This window comes from Synechococcus sp. UW179B (assembly GCF_900474245.1).
Lineage (GTDB): Bacteria > Cyanobacteriota > Cyanobacteriia > PCC-6307 > Cyanobiaceae > Synechococcus_C.
The window spans coordinates 72,529-88,698 of the sequence record NZ_UCNZ01000026.1; the positions used below are offsets into that span (position 1 = coordinate 72,529).

The following is a 16,170-nucleotide window of genomic DNA, read 5'->3' on the forward strand; positions in this document are numbered from 1 at the left end:
TCGTGGAGTCCACTCCTCCCAGCGCCGCTGAATTGGCCCGCTATCTCGAGAGTCGAGGGGACCTCAGTAAGCCCTGGATGCTGCAGATGTTGCGCTTGGCCAAGCTCAAAGAGGCTCGAGGCAGCATGAGCCATGAGGACTACATGAGCAGTCTCAAAGAAGCCCACTCCGATCTGATGCGTTTGGGTGAGTTCTGGAAAGGTCGCGAGGCTGAAGTGTTTGGCGGGACCTATCGGCCCAACGACGTGATCGAGCCATTACCTGGATCTCCGGAGGATCGATGAACAACAACAACCATTGTTTTCAGCTCTCGCCGTTAATTCGCGGGACATTGATCACCGTCTACTTAGCCTTGGTGCTTCCTTTGCCGGCCTTGGCCCCGGAATCCCTGAGGTTGTGGCTTCTTGCCGCTGTGCCACTGGGATTGCTCGCTGTTTTGGCGATGCTTAGTGAACAAGTCACCGTTACAAATTCTGGAATCACGGTTGGACACCCTGCGTGGTGCAGCTGGTTGCTGCGTCGTGGCTGGAGCCTCAACTGGAGCGAAATGAAAGCCCTCGTTCCTGTGGGTACCAGTCAAGGAGGGAAGGTGTTTTACATCACAACCCATGATCAAAGCCAACGGCTGCTTCCACAGCGCCTTGAACACTTTGATCGTTTTCTGGACTTAATCCAAGCTCGGAGCACCTTGCGAACCAAGGGTGTTGGCAGGTTGACGCCTCCTTGGACCTATCAACTGCTTGCAGTGTTGGCCGCTTTGATGCTTCTTGGTGAAGGATCTGTAGCGTTTGCAGTCCAGCAGGGTTTGATCCTTATCCCTTGATAACTCGAATCATTCAAAACATATGATGACGTGATGGTTGGAAATTCGAACCAGAATGATCTTTGAATAGGCAAAGACTAAGTGGTTAATTAAGTAGATTTAGCTTTAACATGTTTATCGGCACTGATAGCAGATTGTAGAGATCATGGCCAAATTCAAGACAACGAGGCTGCTCGCAATCACAAAGCTAGTCATGGATTTCGAGCAGGGCGAAGCCTGACAGCACGCTAATCAATAATTCTTTAGCAGTCTCTTTTGCTACGCCGAGCCATGTTTATTCCACTATGGCTGCTGGCTAAGGCGCCCAGAAAGCTGTTGATATCAACGCTGCTGGAATCAAAAACACTGCCGATAATGTTTTGGTCTCAAACCGTTTAGCGGCAGAGATCAACGCTGTTCTTATTCGCCCTCATTGGTTCGATCCCGTTGGGACAACTGGATTGGGTTTTCCTTACCAATTGCCCCTCCTCTTTCGTTTCAGCAAAAGCCATGCAATGACTGCCCCTTAGTCCCTGATGTTTTCAAGACTGAATCGGTAGCCCTGCTGGCGAACGGTGGTAATACCACCGCCGTCTCCCAACCCTGCTTGCTCCAGTTTGCGACGCAGGGTGAGCACCTGAGTGTCAACAGATCGCGGACCTCCACTAAAGGGAGGCCACGCCATTCGCAGCAATTCCTGACGACTCCGCACCATGCCGGGAGGCATCAACAAAGCGCAGAGCAAGGCGAATTCCCGTGGGCTGAGTTCCACAGGCTTCTCGCGCAGGGTGACCTGGCGAAGAAGGAGGTGAACTTCTAACGGCCCCACACTGACGCGCTCTTGAAGACCGCTATGGCCCCGCTTAAGCAGCGTGCGGCAGCGTGCCGCTAATTCCTCAAGACCGAAGGGCTTGCGGAGCACATCGTCAGCGCCGTCGTCGAGAAGACCGACGACCGGCTCAGCGCCAGTACGCGCGGTTAAGACGATGACGGGCGACCGCAATTGTTGGGCCAAGCGCAAAGCCGAACTTTGCTCGAGGAGCTCAGCACAAACCAATAAATCAGGAGATTGGTCCTGGCAAAGCTCCTGAGCTTCAGCAGGGGAGGAAACCGCTGCTGTTAGATAACCGTCTTGACGCAAACGCTGAACCAGAACAGTTCTCAGCGTGGGGTGAGGCTCAACAACCAGAACCCGGAACGGTTCTCGAGGCTGACCTGCAGTCGGCACGAATTGTGAAGTGGAGACCAAGTCAGGACTGTTGTCCAGAAGGTCCCGGGATGAGGAGGTCACACAGCACGGAAAACCGCTCTTACGCTAGTACCATTCCATTGATTGCTGGTAGCAGAGGCTGCAGCTCACACTAAAGATGACATCCCTTCAGCATCCGGAAGCCATTCGACACTTCCAGTCGCTGTGTGATGCCTGTCAGGAGCTGACCACCAGGTACCACACCCCATCTGAGCTGAGACTGTATGCCGATGGGTATTTGCACGCTCTGAGGCGCTGTAGCGCCTTGGAAACCCGCGAAATGGCTCGCCTCGAGTCGCTGGTTGAGCGTTGGATCATGGATCCATCTAGCTTTATTGGCCCCGATGGGGATGTCAGTACGTTGTACAGCCATCCCCATCGCGATTGGTAGGGATCAGATCCAATCGCACAGATTTAGCTGGCGAGCTCGATCTCCAATTTTTCCTTCAGCTCACCCGAGTTATACATTTCGATCAGGATGTCGGATCCACCCATGAATTCCCCTTTGACATAGACCTGGGGAATTGTGGGCCATTCGGAGTAATCCTTGATGCCCTGACGGATTTCCATGTCCGACAACACATCGAAGGTTTCAAAACTCATGCCTAGGGCATTGAGGATCTGAACCACATTGTTTGAAAAGCCGCATTGAGGCATTAATTTCGTGCCCTTCATGAACACAAAAATCGGGCTGGACTGGATCAGCGCCTGAATGCGCTCTTTGGTTTGGGAATCCATAGATCAAAGTTTGAGTAAGAAGATAAAGACTTAACGAACGAGCGAATAATTAGCCAGGAGTTGAAGTGATAAGCGCCAATGCGTGAATCGCCTCACTTGCAAGATCTTCCCGCAAGGCCCCGTAGACCAATTGGTGCTGTTTGATTCGGGTGAGACCCTCGAATTTTGCAGACACCACACTCACTTGAAGATGATCTCCACCTCCAGTGAGGTCTTCCACTGAGACCTGAGCATCTGGAAGAGCTCGGCGAATCGCCGAACTCACCGCCTCTGACTGAACCATGCAACGCCGGATTGAACTGAGCTGATGCTGGCAGATCAACGTCGTGAATGACTCCTCTGGATCACTTCTTATTTCGCTGCTTTTGCTCCTGCGAAGGGTGTCTCTACAAATCCCAGCTCAAGCAAGCTTTGATAGGCCTTTTGACCTTCGTTGCTGGTCGGAGTCATTAGACGAACGACTTCAACCAGAACTGGTACAGCAACTTCGGGCTGATTTTGCCGTCTGAACAAAGCGGCTAAGCGCAGATTGGCCTGGGCCAGAAGGGATAGAGCTTCGCGTCCTTTGGAATCCATCTCCCTGGGAATGCGTGCATCCAGACCTCTGAAGGCACCACTGAGATCTCTATAGAAGGCAAGCAGCTGCTTTGCGGCAGTCCGAGCATTGTCGTAATCGGTCTTGGCTTGGCCAAGATTTCCTGATGCGACTGCTGCATCACCACGGTTGAGAAGGCTTTGGACAGCTGCCACGTTGAATCCAGCACCACTTGATGCCAGAACTTTGCTCACAGAGGGGGTGGTTCCATCTGAAGACTGAGCCAACACCTGCACTGGAGCAGCAGCCAATCCAGCCAAAAGGGCCAAGGCGGTGATGGTGAGACGGGAACGCATGAACTGAGCAGGACAGTGGGCGGACTTTAGTGGCTTCTTAGCGGTCGGCCCACCGCCTGTCGGGCCGCTTGTTCAGCCGTATGCATCCGATTGGCCAACTGTTCACTCATTTGAGCAGCAGCAGCCCTTCCCGTTCCTTCCGCTACGAGCGGTGCCTCGAAGCAGACGGCTGCACGACTAAATGCTGAGGGGATGGCTTTGCTGTACGCGATCCCAACGGGAACAACTTTCACAGGAATCCCACTTGTTGTGGACATTTGGGCAAGACGAACGAGTCCCTGTTGCAAACGAATCGGTTCGTCGGTGCGGTTGATTCGCCCTTCAGGAAAAACCACCACCTGCTGGTCAGCCCCTAAGAGATCAATCGCGTAGCGAAGTGTCGTGAGGGTTGGACGTCCTTGGTCAACAGGGAAGCAGCCGAGCCGATAAAGAAACCAGCCCTGAAGGCCTTTCATTTCGGTGCGCGTCACCATGAATCGGCAATCACGGCCGGTGACGCGTCGCCCCGTTGCCATCGGCAAGATCAGGGCATCCCAGCGCGCTCGATGGGTGGGGGCCAAAAGAACAGGCCCCTCCTTCGGGAGGTGGTGGCTGCCAAGCACATGTCTTTCTCGGAAATACCAAGGCAATGCCAGGTCTTGCGTGAACAACATCGCAAGCGATGACCAGAAAGGGTTCATCGCTGAACCCAAGACCTCTCCCCTAGTTTTCAGAGCGCTGCCCACGGCTGAAGACCGCTTTCCTACACGGTTGAAATGTAGGTGGCTCCTGTCTCTGGATCGCTCCAGCTTGGGCAGTTAGAGCTGCGTCTCGGTTATGGGCAACCCGCGGATAAAGTTGATCCTTTGAGTGAGGGTTGTGGCCAGTCTCGGGGTCAACATTGATCACATTGCCAATGTCAGGCAAGCCAGGCGCACGGTCGAACCCGATCCTGTGCCGATGGCCTTAATGGCTGAATTGGGTGGTGCTGATGGGATCACGATTCACCTCAGGGAAGATCGCCGTCACATCCAAGATCGTGACTTAACGCTCTTACGGCAAACCGTTCGGACCCGCTTGAATTTGGAAATGGCGGCCACTTCAGAAATGGTGGAGATTGCGCTGCGAGAACAACCAGACATGGTCACCTTGGTGCCAGAACGGAGAGAAGAGGTCACAACAGAGGGAGGCTTGGATGTCCGAACTCAGTGCAAAAGCTTGTCTTCTGTGATCGATACGCTTCAGAGCAACGACATTCCGGTCAGCTTGTTCGTGGATCCTGATCGAAATCAACTTGAAGCTTGTCAGCAGAGCGGCGCCCGTTGGGTTGAACTTCACACCGGACGCTATGCGCAGGCCAGCTGGAGAGAACAACCCATCACTTTGGCCCGTCTCATCGAGGCAACGGAACAAGCCAGGTCGATGGGATTACGGGTGAATGCAGGTCACGGTTTGACCTATCAAAACGTGGAGCCCATTGCTGCCATTCCAGGCATGGAAGAGCTCAATATCGGGCATACCATTGTGGCCCGGGCTCTCTCCGTGGGTTTACAAGAAGCCGTGAGAGAGATGAAGAGTCTGGTTCAGAATCCAAGACGTGACCCCTTGTTCGGAAGCAGTTGCTCATGACCACCCATCATTTTGTTGCAGCCAGTGCTCGCTTTTTGACAGAAGAGGAACCTCTGGAAGAAGTGCTCAAAGAAAGACGCAGGCATTACGGCGAACAGGGCAAAACCATTGATTTTTGGCTAGTTCGCAATCCAAGTTTTCTCAATACTCCTGAATTATCTGAAATCAAAGCCAAGGTTCCCCAACCTTCCGCAGCAGTGGTTTCTACAGATGCAACCTTCATCACATTTATGAAGTTGAGGCTGGAATATGTGATCGAGGGGCAATTCGAAGCACCAACTGATTCCATTCCAGATCCTCTTGCTGAAGCGAACTGACCAAATAGATTTTAACCCCACCTCTGAGGGTGATGACTGGGGGCAACGAGTGGCTATCCTTATCAAGTTAAATAAAATGTGCAATCATTAGATATCTAATGATTGATACCGGCTAGGCAAGCTTCTTGCTAAAAATCGAGCTCGCGATTTAGTTTGATGATAGAAAGAATCTAATTCGCGATTGTTGTGCTCGGGATTGCTTCGGTTTGGCCGCATAAATGTGCACGATTGGGATCAGTTTCCTTTGCTGAGCTGGTGCAAAAGTGTTTTAATAAAATTAGAAATGTTTAATTCTTGAGATCTCTGCGTCCGTCATGGTGATTCGACTTCCCTTGCTTGCCGCAATGTCTGCTTTCGTGTTGGCTCTTGGCTTGGCAGCAGCCTCCAATGCTCAGCAGGAACTGTTGAGGAGGCAGGTCTGTTGTGAGGGCTGTTCAATGAATGCCGAGATCTGTAAGCCCTAGGCATAAGCGGTGTTTTCGGCTCAAAGATTTCGCTCTTATCGTTGACACCCCCTATTGGCTTGTATGTCATCCTGCTGTGGGGACGATCGGTTTTGAACGTATGATTGGCTGATCAAAGCATCGAGGCAGGCGATGAATGATAATAAAGAGTATTTAGTCAGTCGCTAATGGAGTTTAGTCGAGTCCAAATTATTCAAGCGTTGTGCAATGAATATCTTCATTTGTTTAAAGATGCTTATGATCCAAGGTTTGATCTCTCATTTAAAGAGTATCAATTGGTGATGGAGCAAAAAACTCTTGAAGAATTGATCAAAGAAACCTCCACAGATAAGGAGTTTTACACCCTGGATGACTTTATGAAGCGGTATGGTTAAGCCGTTCATGTTGTTGGTCTGATTTTTTTCTGGGGCGAAGTTGATCACGACGTCAAGCATGGCTTGGCCTGGATGGATTGAGTGCTCGCTCCTTAACTGCCACAACAGATTCGGGTCCTGTTGATTCTCTTTGATCTTGATGACAGCACAGAGGCTGGCGCCCTGCTTGAAAGCAGTTATGAATTGCTAGGTAGCAGCATTCACTGATGAAAATCAGTATCGCCTCAGCACAGCCTATTGGAACCGTGATTTGCGAAGGAGAGCATAAGCCTTTCAAAGCATCGGCGTGCCCTATTCGAGCGCTTGACTATGACGAATCACAGATGAGGGATGACGACGTCATTCGACATCAACAGCGTTCAGAAGTGGAATATGACTGCTAATGATTCATGGCTGATACAGTGTTGATGGACTGTTATCTTTCAGGTAGAAATTAATAAATGCAAATTAAATCTAAGTAAAATGCAAATAGTGAGATCGTCTTGATTGTATCAAGGGTTAGTGAACTTGTGAGTCGCGTTGTGAGGCCAGATTGGCTTGATGTGCTGAGGAATGAGGCATCTGTCTAGTCGTTCTCTCTCTGATCTCTTTTCATCCAAGGCCTTGATCGTGGATCACAGTATCAGGCGCAGATAGGATTCGTAGCAATTCAAGCTCTTTCTTGTAACACATTGGTTTGAGCTCATCTCAAGATAGGTGACCAAGCAATTCAATGATGCCTGTTTTGCCCCAGCTCACAATGAAGGTAGAGCGTCAAGAACTTGCCAAAAAGATGGCAAAGCCTTTTATAAAAGAGCCCAATTATCTCCAAACCAAGCACTCATTTACCTGTTTTGTTTCTCGGATGTCAGCGCCAACAGTTCTGCATTGTCTTGCTTTGATGGATGAGTAACTACTTCTTTTGTTGGCTTTTGAATTCTAGTTTGCAAGGATCACCTATAGAATGGAGGTGCGATCTGAAATGAAATGCTGCAACTTTCTTGGATCCAATTTGATTTAGCTGTTGAGACAATCACTGAACGCTATGGCTCTCGTTCCTTCGCAGGCGTTTACGGTGTTCCTCGCGGTGGTGTTTGTCTTGCAGTGGCTTTGAGTCACGCGCTCTCCCTTCCTTGGCTGCCAGAACCAAAGGACGGTTGCTTAGTTGTGGACGATGTGTATGAAACTGGGCAGACCTTGAGAGCGATCCGCGAACAGGTTGACGCGACTTTTGTTGTTTGGATGAGCAAGTGCTCTCCAGAATGGTGGGATGCTGCTACCACGATCTCAGCTGATGAATGGTTGGTTTTTCCCTGGGAAAATGTTGACCTCGCAGTAGAAGATGAAGGTCGCTATCGCGCCTCAAGATCCATGCATGCCTGAACCTTTTTCATGACATCGAAAACCATTTATCTGGCTTCTCCTTACGGGTTTTCCGCCCAGTGCAAGCGCCTTCTGATTCCTGAGTTTGTGGAGGCTCTCGCCCATCTTGGTCTTACGGTTTGGGAGCCTTTTGAACGCAATGCCAATCTCGACACCAGCAAGCCTGGGTGGGCCTATCGCGTGGCCCAGCAATGCATGCAGGATGTCCGTGACGCTGACGGGGTCTTTGCGATCGTGAATGGAACTCCACCAGATGAGGGGGTGATGGTGGAGGTTGGAGCTGCTTATGCACTCAACAAACCTGTTTTCCTGTTCCGTGACGACTTTCGCCGTTGCACCGATTCTGATCAGTACCCTCTCAACTTGATGCTTTTTGCCGGGTTGCCTGAATCGGACTGGCAGGAGATGGTGTATGACTCAATGGATTCAATTAAAAATCGTGATCGCTCCCTGGCTCAATGGGCGCAACTGGGCTGATCAATCCAACTGTCTGATAAGGGGGAAAGGGCACCTTCTGCGTTGTACTGACGCAGAATTTGATGCGTGATTCCGTTTTGATCACACCAGCGGATACCGCAGCCCGTGATGTCTCCTTGTTGGCGATCTCTTGGATCAATGAATAGCTCCACGCCTGGCTCCGGTTGCCAAATCTGTAACGATCCAAAAGATGTTGATTGGCACTGCAGTGGTTGTGACGGGTTTTGTTGTGCTGTGTCTTCTTTGGCTTCTACGACATAAATGATCCGTTCGAGTCCGCTCACCCCGTGGCGAACGATCATGCGTCGGCGTTGTTGTTGATTGACAACGCAGAGCTCCGCAACCCAGTTCCATGGTGTGATGAAATTGGGACCTGTTGACCAATGTCCAGTCTGTGTGACTTGCATCGATGGAGGAATCGATCCGAAATTCATCGATTGCTGCCGGCCATTCTCTTTGTAGGTCAAACATGTCTGAATAAAGCCTTCGGCTTCTTTGACCTCAAGGGATGTGGAGAAGCGCTCTTGTTCTTTTCCTGTGTGATCCATTCTGATAAAGCATCCCTGCCAATGCCCACTGTTGTGCAGGAGCAAGGTTTCACGAAGATCATGCATCGGTTGGTCAGATTGGTTTCGGTAGTTTGGCTAGCTTGGATGTGCTGCTGTAAGTATTGATTAGCCCATCCCCATGATCTTTTTATAGGAAGGACGTTCGCGCGTGGATTGAATTAATGCTTCGACTGACGGATAGGCACTGAGATCCTCACTTGGGAAGAATAATTTGATATACGCCAAGTAAGAGGAGACAGCGCAATCAGCGGCGCCCCATTTGTTGTTGACAAAATACCCTTTTGCAATTTCTGAATTCAGTTGCGTTAAAAGTCGTGGCAGAGTTTTTGATTTTTGGTCTGGAACGAAAATTGCAAATGCTAATGTTGAGTTAGCAAAATGTGTCCATTGGCTGATTAATGATCGATCGCACGGACTCTTTATCTCGTTGCCATGATGCTCAGCCAAATGCAATAAAATGGCGCCTGATTCAAATAAAACCAGGGGTTGTCCGTTGGCATTGACAACAGAATCATCCTTCATAGCTGGAAGTTTCCCGAAGGGATTAATCGATAGAAAATCTTCTTTTAGATGTTGTCCTTCAGCCAACGAGAGTTCTACAAGCTCATAGGGAATGCCCATTTCTTCCATGTACCAACGGGGCATGGAGGCGCGGGTTTGGGGGCCGCCGTAAAGGATGATTGCCATCTCTAATAAGATCTTTGCTTGTCTTGAGATGCTAATAGATGCTTGCTCTTGATGTGATCCCAAAAAGAGGTCTTGGATCTAAGGGGTCTCGCCGAGTTTCTGATTGATCAAGTGTTCGCTGAGTGTCCATAGTTCCTCTCCAAGTTGCTCATTGTTTCCCTCATTGCTTGTCTCCGTTTCTTTGAAAATATGTTTTCCAGGTCTTATTAGTTGATTGCTGATGTATTGAAAGCCGTTCTTTTCATGGATAGATCTATCGGCTAGTCCTGCAAGGAGTGATCCTGCTTTTTGCACGGTTTCTGTTAGCCGAAGTAAGTCTCTTGCAACGAACGTAAAGACAGCCAGGCCGATCGGATTTTGCTGACGACTTGTTCGAAAAAAGCCTTCGCTTCCTTGTGGAATGACCAGTCCTGGGCTCCATGCAAGCACTGGGATCTCTTGCCCACTTTGTTTGAGTTTGATGGCAATTTTTCTTGCCATGAGGATATTGCAGAGCTTGCTATCTTTATAGGCTTTGTCAGCATCAAAATTTCTTTGACCGTTGAGCATTGCCATGCTTTTCTGATCTTTTAATCCAGCAAGTGTTCCCAGTGTGGCTGGTAGGCCAACGCGCCCTCCTCCACTGATTGGGTTGTGCACTTCAGAGCTGGTGACCACGAGCCGAGGTTTCTTGCTTTTGATAAGCAATGGCAACAGGCGCATGGCGATCAGTTGATGGGCCAGATGATTAACGCAAAATGTTTCTTCGATTCCTTGTGCGGTCAATCGTGGCTCTTTGATTCCTACATTTTGAATTCCAGCATTCAGAATGAGGGTGTCGATCGGTTCATTTTTTTGAAGGATTGTTCTGCAACCAGATTCAATGCTTTTGAGATCTGTCAGGTTCATGGCTATTCCTTCTGCTTTTATGTGCTCCTCGCTCTCTGCCGAGAGGGTTCTTAGTGTTTCTTGACAGCGCTCTGCTGTGCGGCAGAGCAGTGTGAGGCGATGCCCTCTCTGCGTTAATTGTTTGCTTGCCTCGAGTCCGATGCCAGAGCTTCCTCCTGTGATCAGAATTCGTTGCGCAGTTTCGTCTTGCATTCAGGGCTGGATGGGTGATTGATAAGAGAACAATGGGGCTTTCGTTCTATAGACTTCATTGCTCTTGCTGTGATGCTTTATTGATCACTACATTGTACTTTCTGTAATGGTTAGTTGTGTCTAACAACGTTTTAAAGCAAGCTATTAATGCTGCTGGCGTTTATAAAATGAGTGCAATATAAAGAAATAGTTGGTTGGTTTTGAGTGGGTTGCTTAATGGTCTCTTCTCGAGAATCTTACTGTTGAGGAATGCGCTCCCACCAGGATGGCTTGAGGAATGTGTCTTCGTCGTTTGCTTCTACGAGGTCGCCGTTATTGAATTGATCAAAGTCATGGGGGTGAATGTCAAATCCCCTCTCTTTGGCAACACTGCATTGATCATCGACATCTGCGCACTGACTTGATGCACAGAGAGCTTTCAACGTTGCATCGGCTTTGATGGCGTTGGCAAGGTCGATCACGGCCTGAGCGGACATGGGCTTTGTGTGTCTTCACTTCTTATAAGCGCTGATTCTTCCCTTTGGGGCTGGTTGTTGCTTGCCGGAGCCTTCCGCGGATGAGGTTGCAGATGCGGCCGCAGATGAGGCTGCTGATGGTTCCAAGCGTTTCGTTGCGTTGATGACGTTCGGCTTGCATCGTTGCTATGCCGAAGTCAGTCATGGTTTGGAAGCGATGAAAGGACTGCACTTTGCATTCTTCGTCCTGCCATTTCTGAGTGGTGGTGCCGTCTTCGCTGACTCCATGTCTTCCACGACTGTTCAGTTGCAAGTGGGTCAGTCGATCCGTGCGGCAGATGCTTCGTTGTTGGCATCAGGCTGGTTGCCACAACCCGATCAATCTATTGAGGGGCCTAGGCGAGGTCACTCTGGATCAGCCCTTCCTGCTCTTTCCGCCTGTTCTGGGACAGGTGTTGGCTTTTGTCGTTATGACTATGCCAAAGACCGACAGCGACTTTCGGTGGTAACGGTCCCCGCAGCGTCCTCCGATTTGTCTGGGTTGGTTCAGCGTTGGTGGATTGATTAGCCAATCATGTTGGTGAGCCTGAGCGTTCCCCACAGATCAAAGACGCAGAAGACAACACCGATCACGATCAAATCCCAGGCCCGATGACGTATCGCCCAGGGCGCCAGGAAGACCTCAGCAATGCCGTGCAGGGCAGTGCCAAGCGCCACGTACTCGAGCACGAGTAATCCATGTGCCAGAAGGAACAGCCCGCTGGCTACAAAGCGCATCAACACTCGCCAGGAGGTAGACACAGCAATTGGAAAACAGAGTCAAACCTTACCGGTCTTTTTCCCAGCCATGTTTTCCTCTCGCATTAATCGGTACTGTTGAGAAGAGTTGTTCCGGTGCAGACGCCAATGGCCTCGTTGCCAGTTCCGGTTGAAGGACCTCTAGAGCGGGGTTTGCATCAGGACGGCAGGCGCTTAACTCCCCAGCGTCGACTGATTCTCGATCTGTTTGAGCAAATCGGTGGCGGTACTCACCTCAGTGCCGAGGATGTCCACCGTTTGCTGGTGGATTCAAAGGCACGGGTCTCATTGGCGACGATTTACCGCACCTTGAGACTGTTGGTTGAGATGGGATTTCTGCAAGAGCTTGAACTGAGTGATGGCGGTCGTCGTTTCGAGCTCTCCAGCGGCGATCATGGCGATCATCATCATTTGATTTGCGTTCGCTGCGGCCGCACCGAAGAATTTGAAAGCATCCCGGTTCTTGAGGCTGGCCGTGATGCAGCCAAGCGATTCAACTTTGAACTGATCGAATCGAGTTTGAACGTGCGAGCCGTTTGTCCTAATTGCCTTTAATCATTGATCGTTGCCTGGATGCTCTGAACAGGGCATCCAGAAGTCACCCATCGCGTGGACCCCTTGGCATCCTTGAGCAGCGGCCTGGGCTTCGGCTTCGGCCCGGGTGGGGTAGGCCATGAACCTCGGGTCATCGCCCTCTTGATGTTGGTTTGGCTGGCCATGCTGGTGAGCGCTGTGATCAGTTGAGTTTTTGCCTAAGGGCACGAGCCCCATGCTCATCGGTCCTGCGGTCCAAACGCCCATGGTGTTCACTCCGATTGCCAGCAGACCCATTCCCACCACCGAGAGGTTGATCACACCCATCGCGACAACTCCGATCGAGACGACCCCCATCGGAACAACCCCGATACAAATCACCCCCATTGGCACAACTCCGATGGAGACCGTCCCCAGCGGAGCAATTCCGATTGCGAATTTCTTTGGCGTCGTGCCGCAGTGTCCTCCTTTGGTCTTTGGGTCTGGATCAATCATTGATTAATTATTACTGCTCTTGTGGCGAGCAGAAGCTTCCGTCAATCTGGTGAGTATGGACCTTTCTGGCGTTTCAGGCTTTCACGAAATTATCGTGCTCCAACCCCGAAGATTCGAAGAGGGGTTGGACGCGGTCATGGCTGTACGCGAGCAACGCACTGTTCTGCTCAACCTTTCAGAGATGGAGCCGAAACTGGCGCAGCGCACCGCCGACTTCGTTTCTGGTGGCGTCTATGCCCTGCAGGGGCAGGAGCGTCGTGTGGGAGAGCGGGTGTTGTTATTTGCACCGGCTTCTGTTGATATTGATCAGCTCAGCTAAGCGCTCCACCACAGCTGGAGCCCCCTCCAGCCGTGCATCCGAAACAGTGAGCTCCAACAGCTATCGGTTGGTTGTTGACGGTTCCAGATTGATTCAGAAGTTCATTAAGGGTCCTTGGTCCAGAACGCACGGGGATGCCTAATTGTTGATTGAAATCGCAGTCGAACAAGTGTCCAGTCCAGTCGACACTGATCAAATGTCTGCACATCACTGCGCTGAGGTTGTTGTCGCGATGGGCTTGATGCAGCAAGGCGTAATAAGCCTCAAGCTCACCACGGGCCTTTAACGTTTGGGCAAATCTTTGAATTGGCATGTTTGTGATGGTTAATAATCTGCTGAAATGAATGCCATGATTTTCTAAAAGTTTTTCGCGATATATGCGTTCTAATTCTCCTTGTGCAGGTGGTAATTGTGCACCTGAAGGATTGAAGACTAAATCCAGTGCAAGGTTGCTATTAGGCATTCCATAACCCAGTGCATTCAGGCTTTGTAGGCCAGCAATACTGCGTTGAAAAACACCAGAACCTCGTTGGTTGTCCACTCTCTCCTCTTCAAAACACGGGAGAGAAGCAACCACTTTGACTCCTGCATCGGCCAAAAATGCAGCTAAATCTTCTTGGCCAGGTTCTTGCAGGATCGTGAGATTGCAGCGATCAATCACTTGAACACCAAGGTCCCGAGCTTCTTGGACCAGTGATCGGAATTGGGGATGCAGTTCTGGAGCACCTCCCGTTAGGTCGAGGCAGTTGAGTTTGAGTGTTTGGAGAACCTTGGGAATGAGCTTGATGTGCTCCCCTTCCATCATTTCCGTTCGCCACGGTCCCGCATTGACATGACAATGGCTGCAGCTCTGATTGCAGCGGTAGCCCAGATTCACTTGAAGTGTCTCAAGCTCTCCACGGTTGAGTGCAGGGAACGGCTTCGCCCTTCGCTTGGGATCTTGCTCAGTGAGGGGGGAGATGGATGTCAAGGGGAGGGGATGAGGGGACCGAGTGTTGGTTGTGGAGAGGGCTGCAGCGCTGCTGATGAGCTATTCAGCATCAGTGCAGGAATGAGGCAATGTTTTAAACCAATCGACGTACTCATTGGGACCTCCCTTGACGAGGCAGTCAAAACGGAGTGGGTCGTCAGGATCGCTGATCCCTGACAGTTGGCTGTTGCTCAAATTCGGGCGATCAACTTCTCCATGACTGCTATCCACAAGAACAACACGGGCTGGCCGGTCATAACTTGCACCGAGTTGTTGAAGAAGGGTTAAAAATCCTCTGTCGCTTCCTCCTCGCAACCAACCATTACCCAGTGGACAGGGCGTGGACGTCACGGTGTCACCGACGCCAACCAGCATCGGAATGGCATCGCGTTTGATGTGCTGATGACAAAGATCCAGCAGGGCTTGATGATCGTGGGGCGCGTTGCGCACATTGAACGTCTCACCAAGTGGCGCAGTCCCGGTTTTTTGTGCGATGTGCCGATTGATGAGCACGAGCAATCCCACTTCTTTGATGGCTCCCTTCAGCATGAATTGGATGTCAGTGGTTCCAACATCGCCTGGTTCTGCCGGTTTGATTCGTTCCTCACCAGAGGCATCAAGTCCCAGGTTTGGAGCGACGTGTAGAAAAAATGACTTGGGTAGTCCAGCATCTGCTGCGGCTGACATCAGGGCATCCATCAAATCGGACAACATCAATTGCAGCTGTTTTTGGCGATCCACGTCTCCTTGGATCCTGCTGAACAGACTGTTCAGGTTGATGGTTGGTGAGACTTGCGTATCAAGAATGGCGAGCTTGAGTTCGTCCTCGAGTGCTTGGCCTTGTAATTCAGGCAGGACTTGACTCAGTTTGAAGCGCAATAGATCTTCCATCCTTTGAGGCACGGATTCCAGGAAGCTCATTTCCTCATCGCTGACCCCGGGGTGGCAAACCATGCCAAATCGGTCTTGAAATTGAACGCCTCCCGCGGCCAGCCCTGGCAGGTAGAGCCCCTCTCGTTGGGCCTTCTGGTTGTCGCCTAGGGCTTTTTCAACGAGTCGGTTTACACCTCGCCTGCCCTCATGTTCACCGTTCGTCAGCACGCTGAACTTGTTTTGCATCGCTCCCGCCGCTTGCACGTAATCAGCGCGAAGGCTGCGGGTGAGCGGATCTTTGACAAGGGGCATGCAAACTCCGTCGAGGTCTTGCACGATCAGCAAGTCTGTCTCCGCACTCATTTCGTCACGGAGTGCATCAAGGCTTAGTGGTGCCATTGTTTGAGCGATGTCCTTAGGAGTTTTGAAGCGGTTTGAGCGCGCGATGGGGTGTTTTAGCGCAGATTTCCCATGGCTTTGCGATAAGCGGGACGACGCTCAACATGTTTGATTGTTGTTCGGATTGATGGATAGGGAGTTAGATCGATCTGGGGAAACATTAAAGGTAAATAAGCTAGATAGGCCTGAATAGCGCAATCCGCTGCTCCCCAGTTGTTCCCTACAAGGGGTTGACCTGTTTCTAATTGGCGATCCAACTCTTTCATGAGACGCGGAAACTCTTTCTCTCGATTCCTTGGAACAAAAAGGGCAATTGATAGGGTTGAGTTGGCAAACTGTAACCACTGGCTTGTAAGAGCTTTGTGTTCAATTGTTTGGATGTCTTCGCTATATTGCTCTGCCAAGTGCAAAAGGATTGTTCCGCTTTCAAAGAGGGTGAGAGGCTCTCCATTTGGCATTGAAATACTTGAATCAATCAGTGTTGGAAGTTTTCCGAATGGGTTGATTGCGAGGAATTCTGTGTTGTAGTTCTCACCCTTCTGATGATCTAGTTCGACTAATTGATAGGAGATGTCTTTTTCTTCCATGTACCAACGTGGCAGGCTTGCCCTCGTTTTTGGGCCTCCGTAAAGCGTCAACACCATGGAATCCTCCTCAGATTTCTAAAGCTTTTGGTGATGCTTCACCCAGGGGGTTCCAGTGTTATCAC

24 protein-coding genes are annotated in these 16,170 nt (G+C 50.6%); 10 read left to right on the plus strand and 14 right to left on the minus strand.

The annotated features are described in order from the left end of the window. Positions 1 to 2: 2 nt before the first annotated feature. The gene (locus DXY38_RS11540) at positions 3 to 284 is read left to right on the plus strand and encodes a hypothetical protein (RefSeq protein ID WP_115072038.1); all 282 of its coding nucleotides are present in this window, start codon (positions 3 to 5) and stop codon (positions 282 to 284) included. Further along, positions 281 to 823: a hypothetical protein gene (locus DXY38_RS11545; protein WP_115071772.1), complete on the plus strand. Its 543-nt coding sequence runs from the start codon at positions 281 to 283 to the stop codon at positions 821 to 823. Before DXY38_RS11540 ends, DXY38_RS11545 begins: the two co-directional genes overlap by 4 nt. 505 nt (positions 824 to 1,328) lie before the next feature. Here the strand turns inward: DXY38_RS11545 and DXY38_RS11550 are convergent. Next, positions 1,329 to 2,051, minus strand: a complete 723-nt coding sequence (locus tag DXY38_RS11550; RefSeq protein ID WP_371411012.1) for a response regulator transcription factor — start codon at positions 2,049 to 2,051, stop codon at positions 1,329 to 1,331. 118 nt (positions 2,052 to 2,169) lie between these two features. Here DXY38_RS11550 and DXY38_RS11555 point away from each other — a divergent pair, with 118 nt between their 5' ends. Further along, entirely contained in the window at positions 2,170 to 2,442 is a 273-nt protein-coding gene (locus DXY38_RS11555; protein ID WP_006852366.1) for a DUF6761 family protein, read from the plus strand. A 23-nt stretch (positions 2,443 to 2,465) separates the two neighbouring features. Here the strand turns inward: DXY38_RS11555 and grxD are convergent, their stop codons facing one another. The 4 genes from grxD to DXY38_RS11575 all read right to left on the minus strand — a co-directional run bounded on the left by grxD (position 2,466) and on the right by DXY38_RS11575 (position 4,333). Then, positions 2,466 to 2,789 (minus strand): Grx4 family monothiol glutaredoxin, encoded by a 324-nt coding sequence (grxD, locus tag DXY38_RS11560; RefSeq protein ID WP_048346315.1) that lies wholly within the window; start codon positions 2,787 to 2,789, stop codon positions 2,466 to 2,468. Between the two features lie 49 nt (positions 2,790 to 2,838). Next, positions 2,839 to 3,072: a BolA family protein gene (locus DXY38_RS11565; protein WP_006852368.1), complete on the minus strand. Its 234-nt coding sequence runs from the start codon at positions 3,070 to 3,072 to the stop codon at positions 2,839 to 2,841. Between the two features lie 68 nt (positions 3,073 to 3,140). Further along, positions 3,141 to 3,680 (minus strand): hypothetical protein, encoded by a 540-nt coding sequence (locus tag DXY38_RS11570; protein ID WP_006852369.1) that lies wholly within the window; start codon positions 3,678 to 3,680, stop codon positions 3,141 to 3,143. Between the two features lie 26 nt (positions 3,681 to 3,706). Next, positions 3,707 to 4,333, minus strand: coding sequence for a lysophospholipid acyltransferase family protein (locus DXY38_RS11575; protein WP_115072040.1), 627 nt, complete (start codon positions 4,331 to 4,333; stop codon positions 3,707 to 3,709). Between the two features lie 205 nt (positions 4,334 to 4,538). Between DXY38_RS11575 and DXY38_RS11580 the strand changes: the two genes are divergently transcribed. The 4 genes from DXY38_RS11580 to DXY38_RS11605 all read left to right on the plus strand — a co-directional run bounded on the left by DXY38_RS11580 (position 4,539) and on the right by DXY38_RS11605 (position 8,282). Beyond that, positions 4,539 to 5,288 (plus strand): pyridoxine 5'-phosphate synthase, encoded by a 750-nt coding sequence (locus tag DXY38_RS11580; protein WP_115071773.1) that lies wholly within the window; start codon positions 4,539 to 4,541, stop codon positions 5,286 to 5,288. Next, positions 5,285 to 5,605, plus strand: coding sequence for an MgPME-cyclase complex family protein (locus DXY38_RS11585; RefSeq protein ID WP_006852372.1), 321 nt, complete (start codon positions 5,285 to 5,287; stop codon positions 5,603 to 5,605). The genes DXY38_RS11580 and DXY38_RS11585 overlap by 4 nt, the downstream gene beginning before the upstream one ends. Before the next feature lie 1,804 nt (positions 5,606 to 7,409). Then, entirely contained in the window at positions 7,410 to 7,805 is a 396-nt protein-coding gene (locus DXY38_RS11600) for a phosphoribosyltransferase (protein ID WP_115071776.1), read from the plus strand. A gap of 9 nt (positions 7,806 to 7,814) precedes the next feature. After that, positions 7,815 to 8,282 carry a nucleoside 2-deoxyribosyltransferase gene (locus DXY38_RS11605; protein WP_115071777.1) on the plus strand — a complete coding sequence of 156 codons (468 nt, stop codon included), beginning with the start codon at positions 7,815 to 7,817 and terminating at the stop codon, positions 8,280 to 8,282. Here the strand turns inward: DXY38_RS11605 and DXY38_RS11610 are convergent. From DXY38_RS11610 to DXY38_RS11625, 4 genes are all read right to left on the minus strand, one after another. Next, the gene (locus tag DXY38_RS11610) at positions 8,261 to 8,896 is read right to left on the minus strand and encodes a DUF3598 family protein (RefSeq protein WP_115071778.1); all 636 of its coding nucleotides are present in this window, start codon (positions 8,894 to 8,896) and stop codon (positions 8,261 to 8,263) included. The genes DXY38_RS11605 and DXY38_RS11610 overlap by 22 nt on opposite strands. Before the next feature lie 60 nt (positions 8,897 to 8,956). Beyond that, complete coding sequence (locus DXY38_RS11615) at positions 8,957 to 9,538, minus strand: glutathione S-transferase family protein (protein ID WP_115071779.1); 582 nt, start codon at positions 9,536 to 9,538, stop codon at positions 8,957 to 8,959. Between the two features lie 78 nt (positions 9,539 to 9,616). Then, complete coding sequence (locus DXY38_RS11620) at positions 9,617 to 10,618, minus strand: SDR family NAD(P)-dependent oxidoreductase (protein ID WP_115071780.1); 1,002 nt, start codon at positions 10,616 to 10,618, stop codon at positions 9,617 to 9,619. Between the two features lie 236 nt (positions 10,619 to 10,854). Continuing rightward, positions 10,855 to 11,094: a hypothetical protein gene (locus DXY38_RS11625; protein WP_006852382.1), complete on the minus strand. Its 240-nt coding sequence runs from the start codon at positions 11,092 to 11,094 to the stop codon at positions 10,855 to 10,857. Positions 11,095 to 11,155: 61 nt separating this feature from the next. On the opposite strand from DXY38_RS11625, the gene DXY38_RS11630 reads away from it, so the two are divergent. Continuing rightward, on the plus strand, positions 11,156 to 11,641 hold the full coding sequence (locus DXY38_RS11630; RefSeq protein WP_244279115.1) for a hypothetical protein: 486 nt from the start codon (positions 11,156 to 11,158) through the stop codon (positions 11,639 to 11,641). Here the strand turns inward: DXY38_RS11630 and DXY38_RS11635 are convergent. After that, entirely contained in the window at positions 11,638 to 11,874 is a 237-nt protein-coding gene (locus tag DXY38_RS11635) for a hypothetical protein (RefSeq protein WP_083825887.1), read from the minus strand. The genes DXY38_RS11630 and DXY38_RS11635 overlap by 4 nt on opposite strands. Positions 11,875 to 11,979: 105 nt before the next feature. Between DXY38_RS11635 and DXY38_RS11640 the strand changes: the two genes are divergently transcribed. Next, positions 11,980 to 12,426, plus strand: coding sequence for a Fur family transcriptional regulator (locus DXY38_RS11640; protein WP_006852385.1), 447 nt, complete (start codon positions 11,980 to 11,982; stop codon positions 12,424 to 12,426). On the opposite strand, the gene DXY38_RS11645 is transcribed toward DXY38_RS11640, so the two are convergent. Next, complete coding sequence (locus DXY38_RS11645) at positions 12,427 to 12,900, minus strand: hypothetical protein (RefSeq protein ID WP_115071781.1); 474 nt, start codon at positions 12,898 to 12,900, stop codon at positions 12,427 to 12,429. Between the two features lie 55 nt (positions 12,901 to 12,955). On the opposite strand from DXY38_RS11645, the gene DXY38_RS14045 reads away from it, so the two are divergent. Then, positions 12,956 to 13,219 carry a cell division protein SepF gene (locus DXY38_RS14045; protein ID WP_256359576.1) on the plus strand — a complete coding sequence of 88 codons (264 nt, stop codon included), beginning with the start codon at positions 12,956 to 12,958 and terminating at the stop codon, positions 13,217 to 13,219. Here DXY38_RS14045 and arsS read toward each other — a convergent pair. Genes arsS through DXY38_RS11665 form a run of 3 tightly spaced genes read right to left on the minus strand, consistent with a single transcriptional unit; the run spans position 13,212 to position 16,105 of the window. Then, the gene (arsS, locus tag DXY38_RS11655) at positions 13,212 to 14,189 is read right to left on the minus strand and encodes an arsenosugar biosynthesis radical SAM (seleno)protein ArsS (RefSeq protein WP_244279117.1); all 978 of its coding nucleotides are present in this window, start codon (positions 14,187 to 14,189) and stop codon (positions 13,212 to 13,214) included. The two genes, DXY38_RS14045 and arsS, sit on opposite strands and share 8 nt — an antisense overlap. 60 nt (positions 14,190 to 14,249) lie before the next feature. Then, on the minus strand, positions 14,250 to 15,461 hold the full coding sequence (stpA, locus tag DXY38_RS11660) for a glucosylglycerol 3-phosphatase (RefSeq protein WP_115071783.1): 1,212 nt from the start codon (positions 15,459 to 15,461) through the stop codon (positions 14,250 to 14,252). Between the two features lie 56 nt (positions 15,462 to 15,517). Then, positions 15,518 to 16,105 (minus strand): glutathione S-transferase family protein, encoded by a 588-nt coding sequence (locus DXY38_RS11665; protein ID WP_115071784.1) that lies wholly within the window; start codon positions 16,103 to 16,105, stop codon positions 15,518 to 15,520. Between the last annotated feature and the right edge of the window lie 65 nt (positions 16,106 to 16,170).

Excerpts from the sequence above, each read along its gene's own strand:
- DXY38_RS11605 (WP_115071777.1), top strand. The coding sequence starts at position 7,815 with ATGACATCGAAAACCATTTATCTGGCTTCTCCTTACGGGTTTTCCGCC.
- grxD (WP_048346315.1), bottom strand. The coding sequence starts at position 2,789 with ATGGATTCCCAAACCAAAGAGCGCATTCAGGCGCTGATCCAGTCCAGC.
- DXY38_RS11545 (WP_115071772.1), top strand. The coding sequence starts at position 281 with ATGAACAACAACAACCATTGTTTTCAGCTCTCGCCGTTAATTCGCGGG.
- DXY38_RS11615 (WP_115071779.1), bottom strand. The coding sequence starts at position 9,538 with ATGGCAATCATCCTTTACGGCGGCCCCCAAACCCGCGCCTCCATGCCC.
- stpA (WP_115071783.1), bottom strand. The coding sequence starts at position 15,461 with ATGGCACCACTAAGCCTTGATGCACTCCGTGACGAAATGAGTGCGGAG.
- DXY38_RS11575 (WP_115072040.1), bottom strand. The coding sequence starts at position 4,333 with ATGTTGTTCACGCAAGACCTGGCATTGCCTTGGTATTTCCGAGAAAGA.
- DXY38_RS11585 (WP_006852372.1), top strand. The coding sequence starts at position 5,285 with ATGACCACCCATCATTTTGTTGCAGCCAGTGCTCGCTTTTTGACAGAA.
- DXY38_RS11555 (WP_006852366.1), top strand. The coding sequence starts at position 2,170 with ATGACATCCCTTCAGCATCCGGAAGCCATTCGACACTTCCAGTCGCTG.
- DXY38_RS11620 (WP_115071780.1), bottom strand. The coding sequence starts at position 10,618 with ATGCAAGACGAAACTGCGCAACGAATTCTGATCACAGGAGGAAGCTCT.
- DXY38_RS14045 (WP_256359576.1), top strand. The coding sequence starts at position 12,956 with ATGGACCTTTCTGGCGTTTCAGGCTTTCACGAAATTATCGTGCTCCAA.
- DXY38_RS11565 (WP_006852368.1), bottom strand. The coding sequence starts at position 3,072 with ATGGTTCAGTCAGAGGCGGTGAGTTCGGCGATTCGCCGAGCTCTTCCA.
- DXY38_RS11640 (WP_006852385.1), top strand. The coding sequence starts at position 11,980 with ATGGCCTCGTTGCCAGTTCCGGTTGAAGGACCTCTAGAGCGGGGTTTG.
- DXY38_RS11625 (WP_006852382.1), bottom strand. The coding sequence starts at position 11,094 with ATGTCCGCTCAGGCCGTGATCGACCTTGCCAACGCCATCAAAGCCGAT.
- DXY38_RS11570 (WP_006852369.1), bottom strand. The coding sequence starts at position 3,680 with ATGCGTTCCCGTCTCACCATCACCGCCTTGGCCCTTTTGGCTGGATTG.
- DXY38_RS11665 (WP_115071784.1), bottom strand. The coding sequence starts at position 16,105 with ATGGTGTTGACGCTTTACGGAGGCCCAAAAACGAGGGCAAGCCTGCCA.
- DXY38_RS11645 (WP_115071781.1), bottom strand. The coding sequence starts at position 12,900 with ATGATTGATCCAGACCCAAAGACCAAAGGAGGACACTGCGGCACGACG.
- DXY38_RS11610 (WP_115071778.1), bottom strand. The coding sequence starts at position 8,896 with ATGCATGATCTTCGTGAAACCTTGCTCCTGCACAACAGTGGGCATTGG.
- DXY38_RS11600 (WP_115071776.1), top strand. The coding sequence starts at position 7,410 with ATGCTGCAACTTTCTTGGATCCAATTTGATTTAGCTGTTGAGACAATC.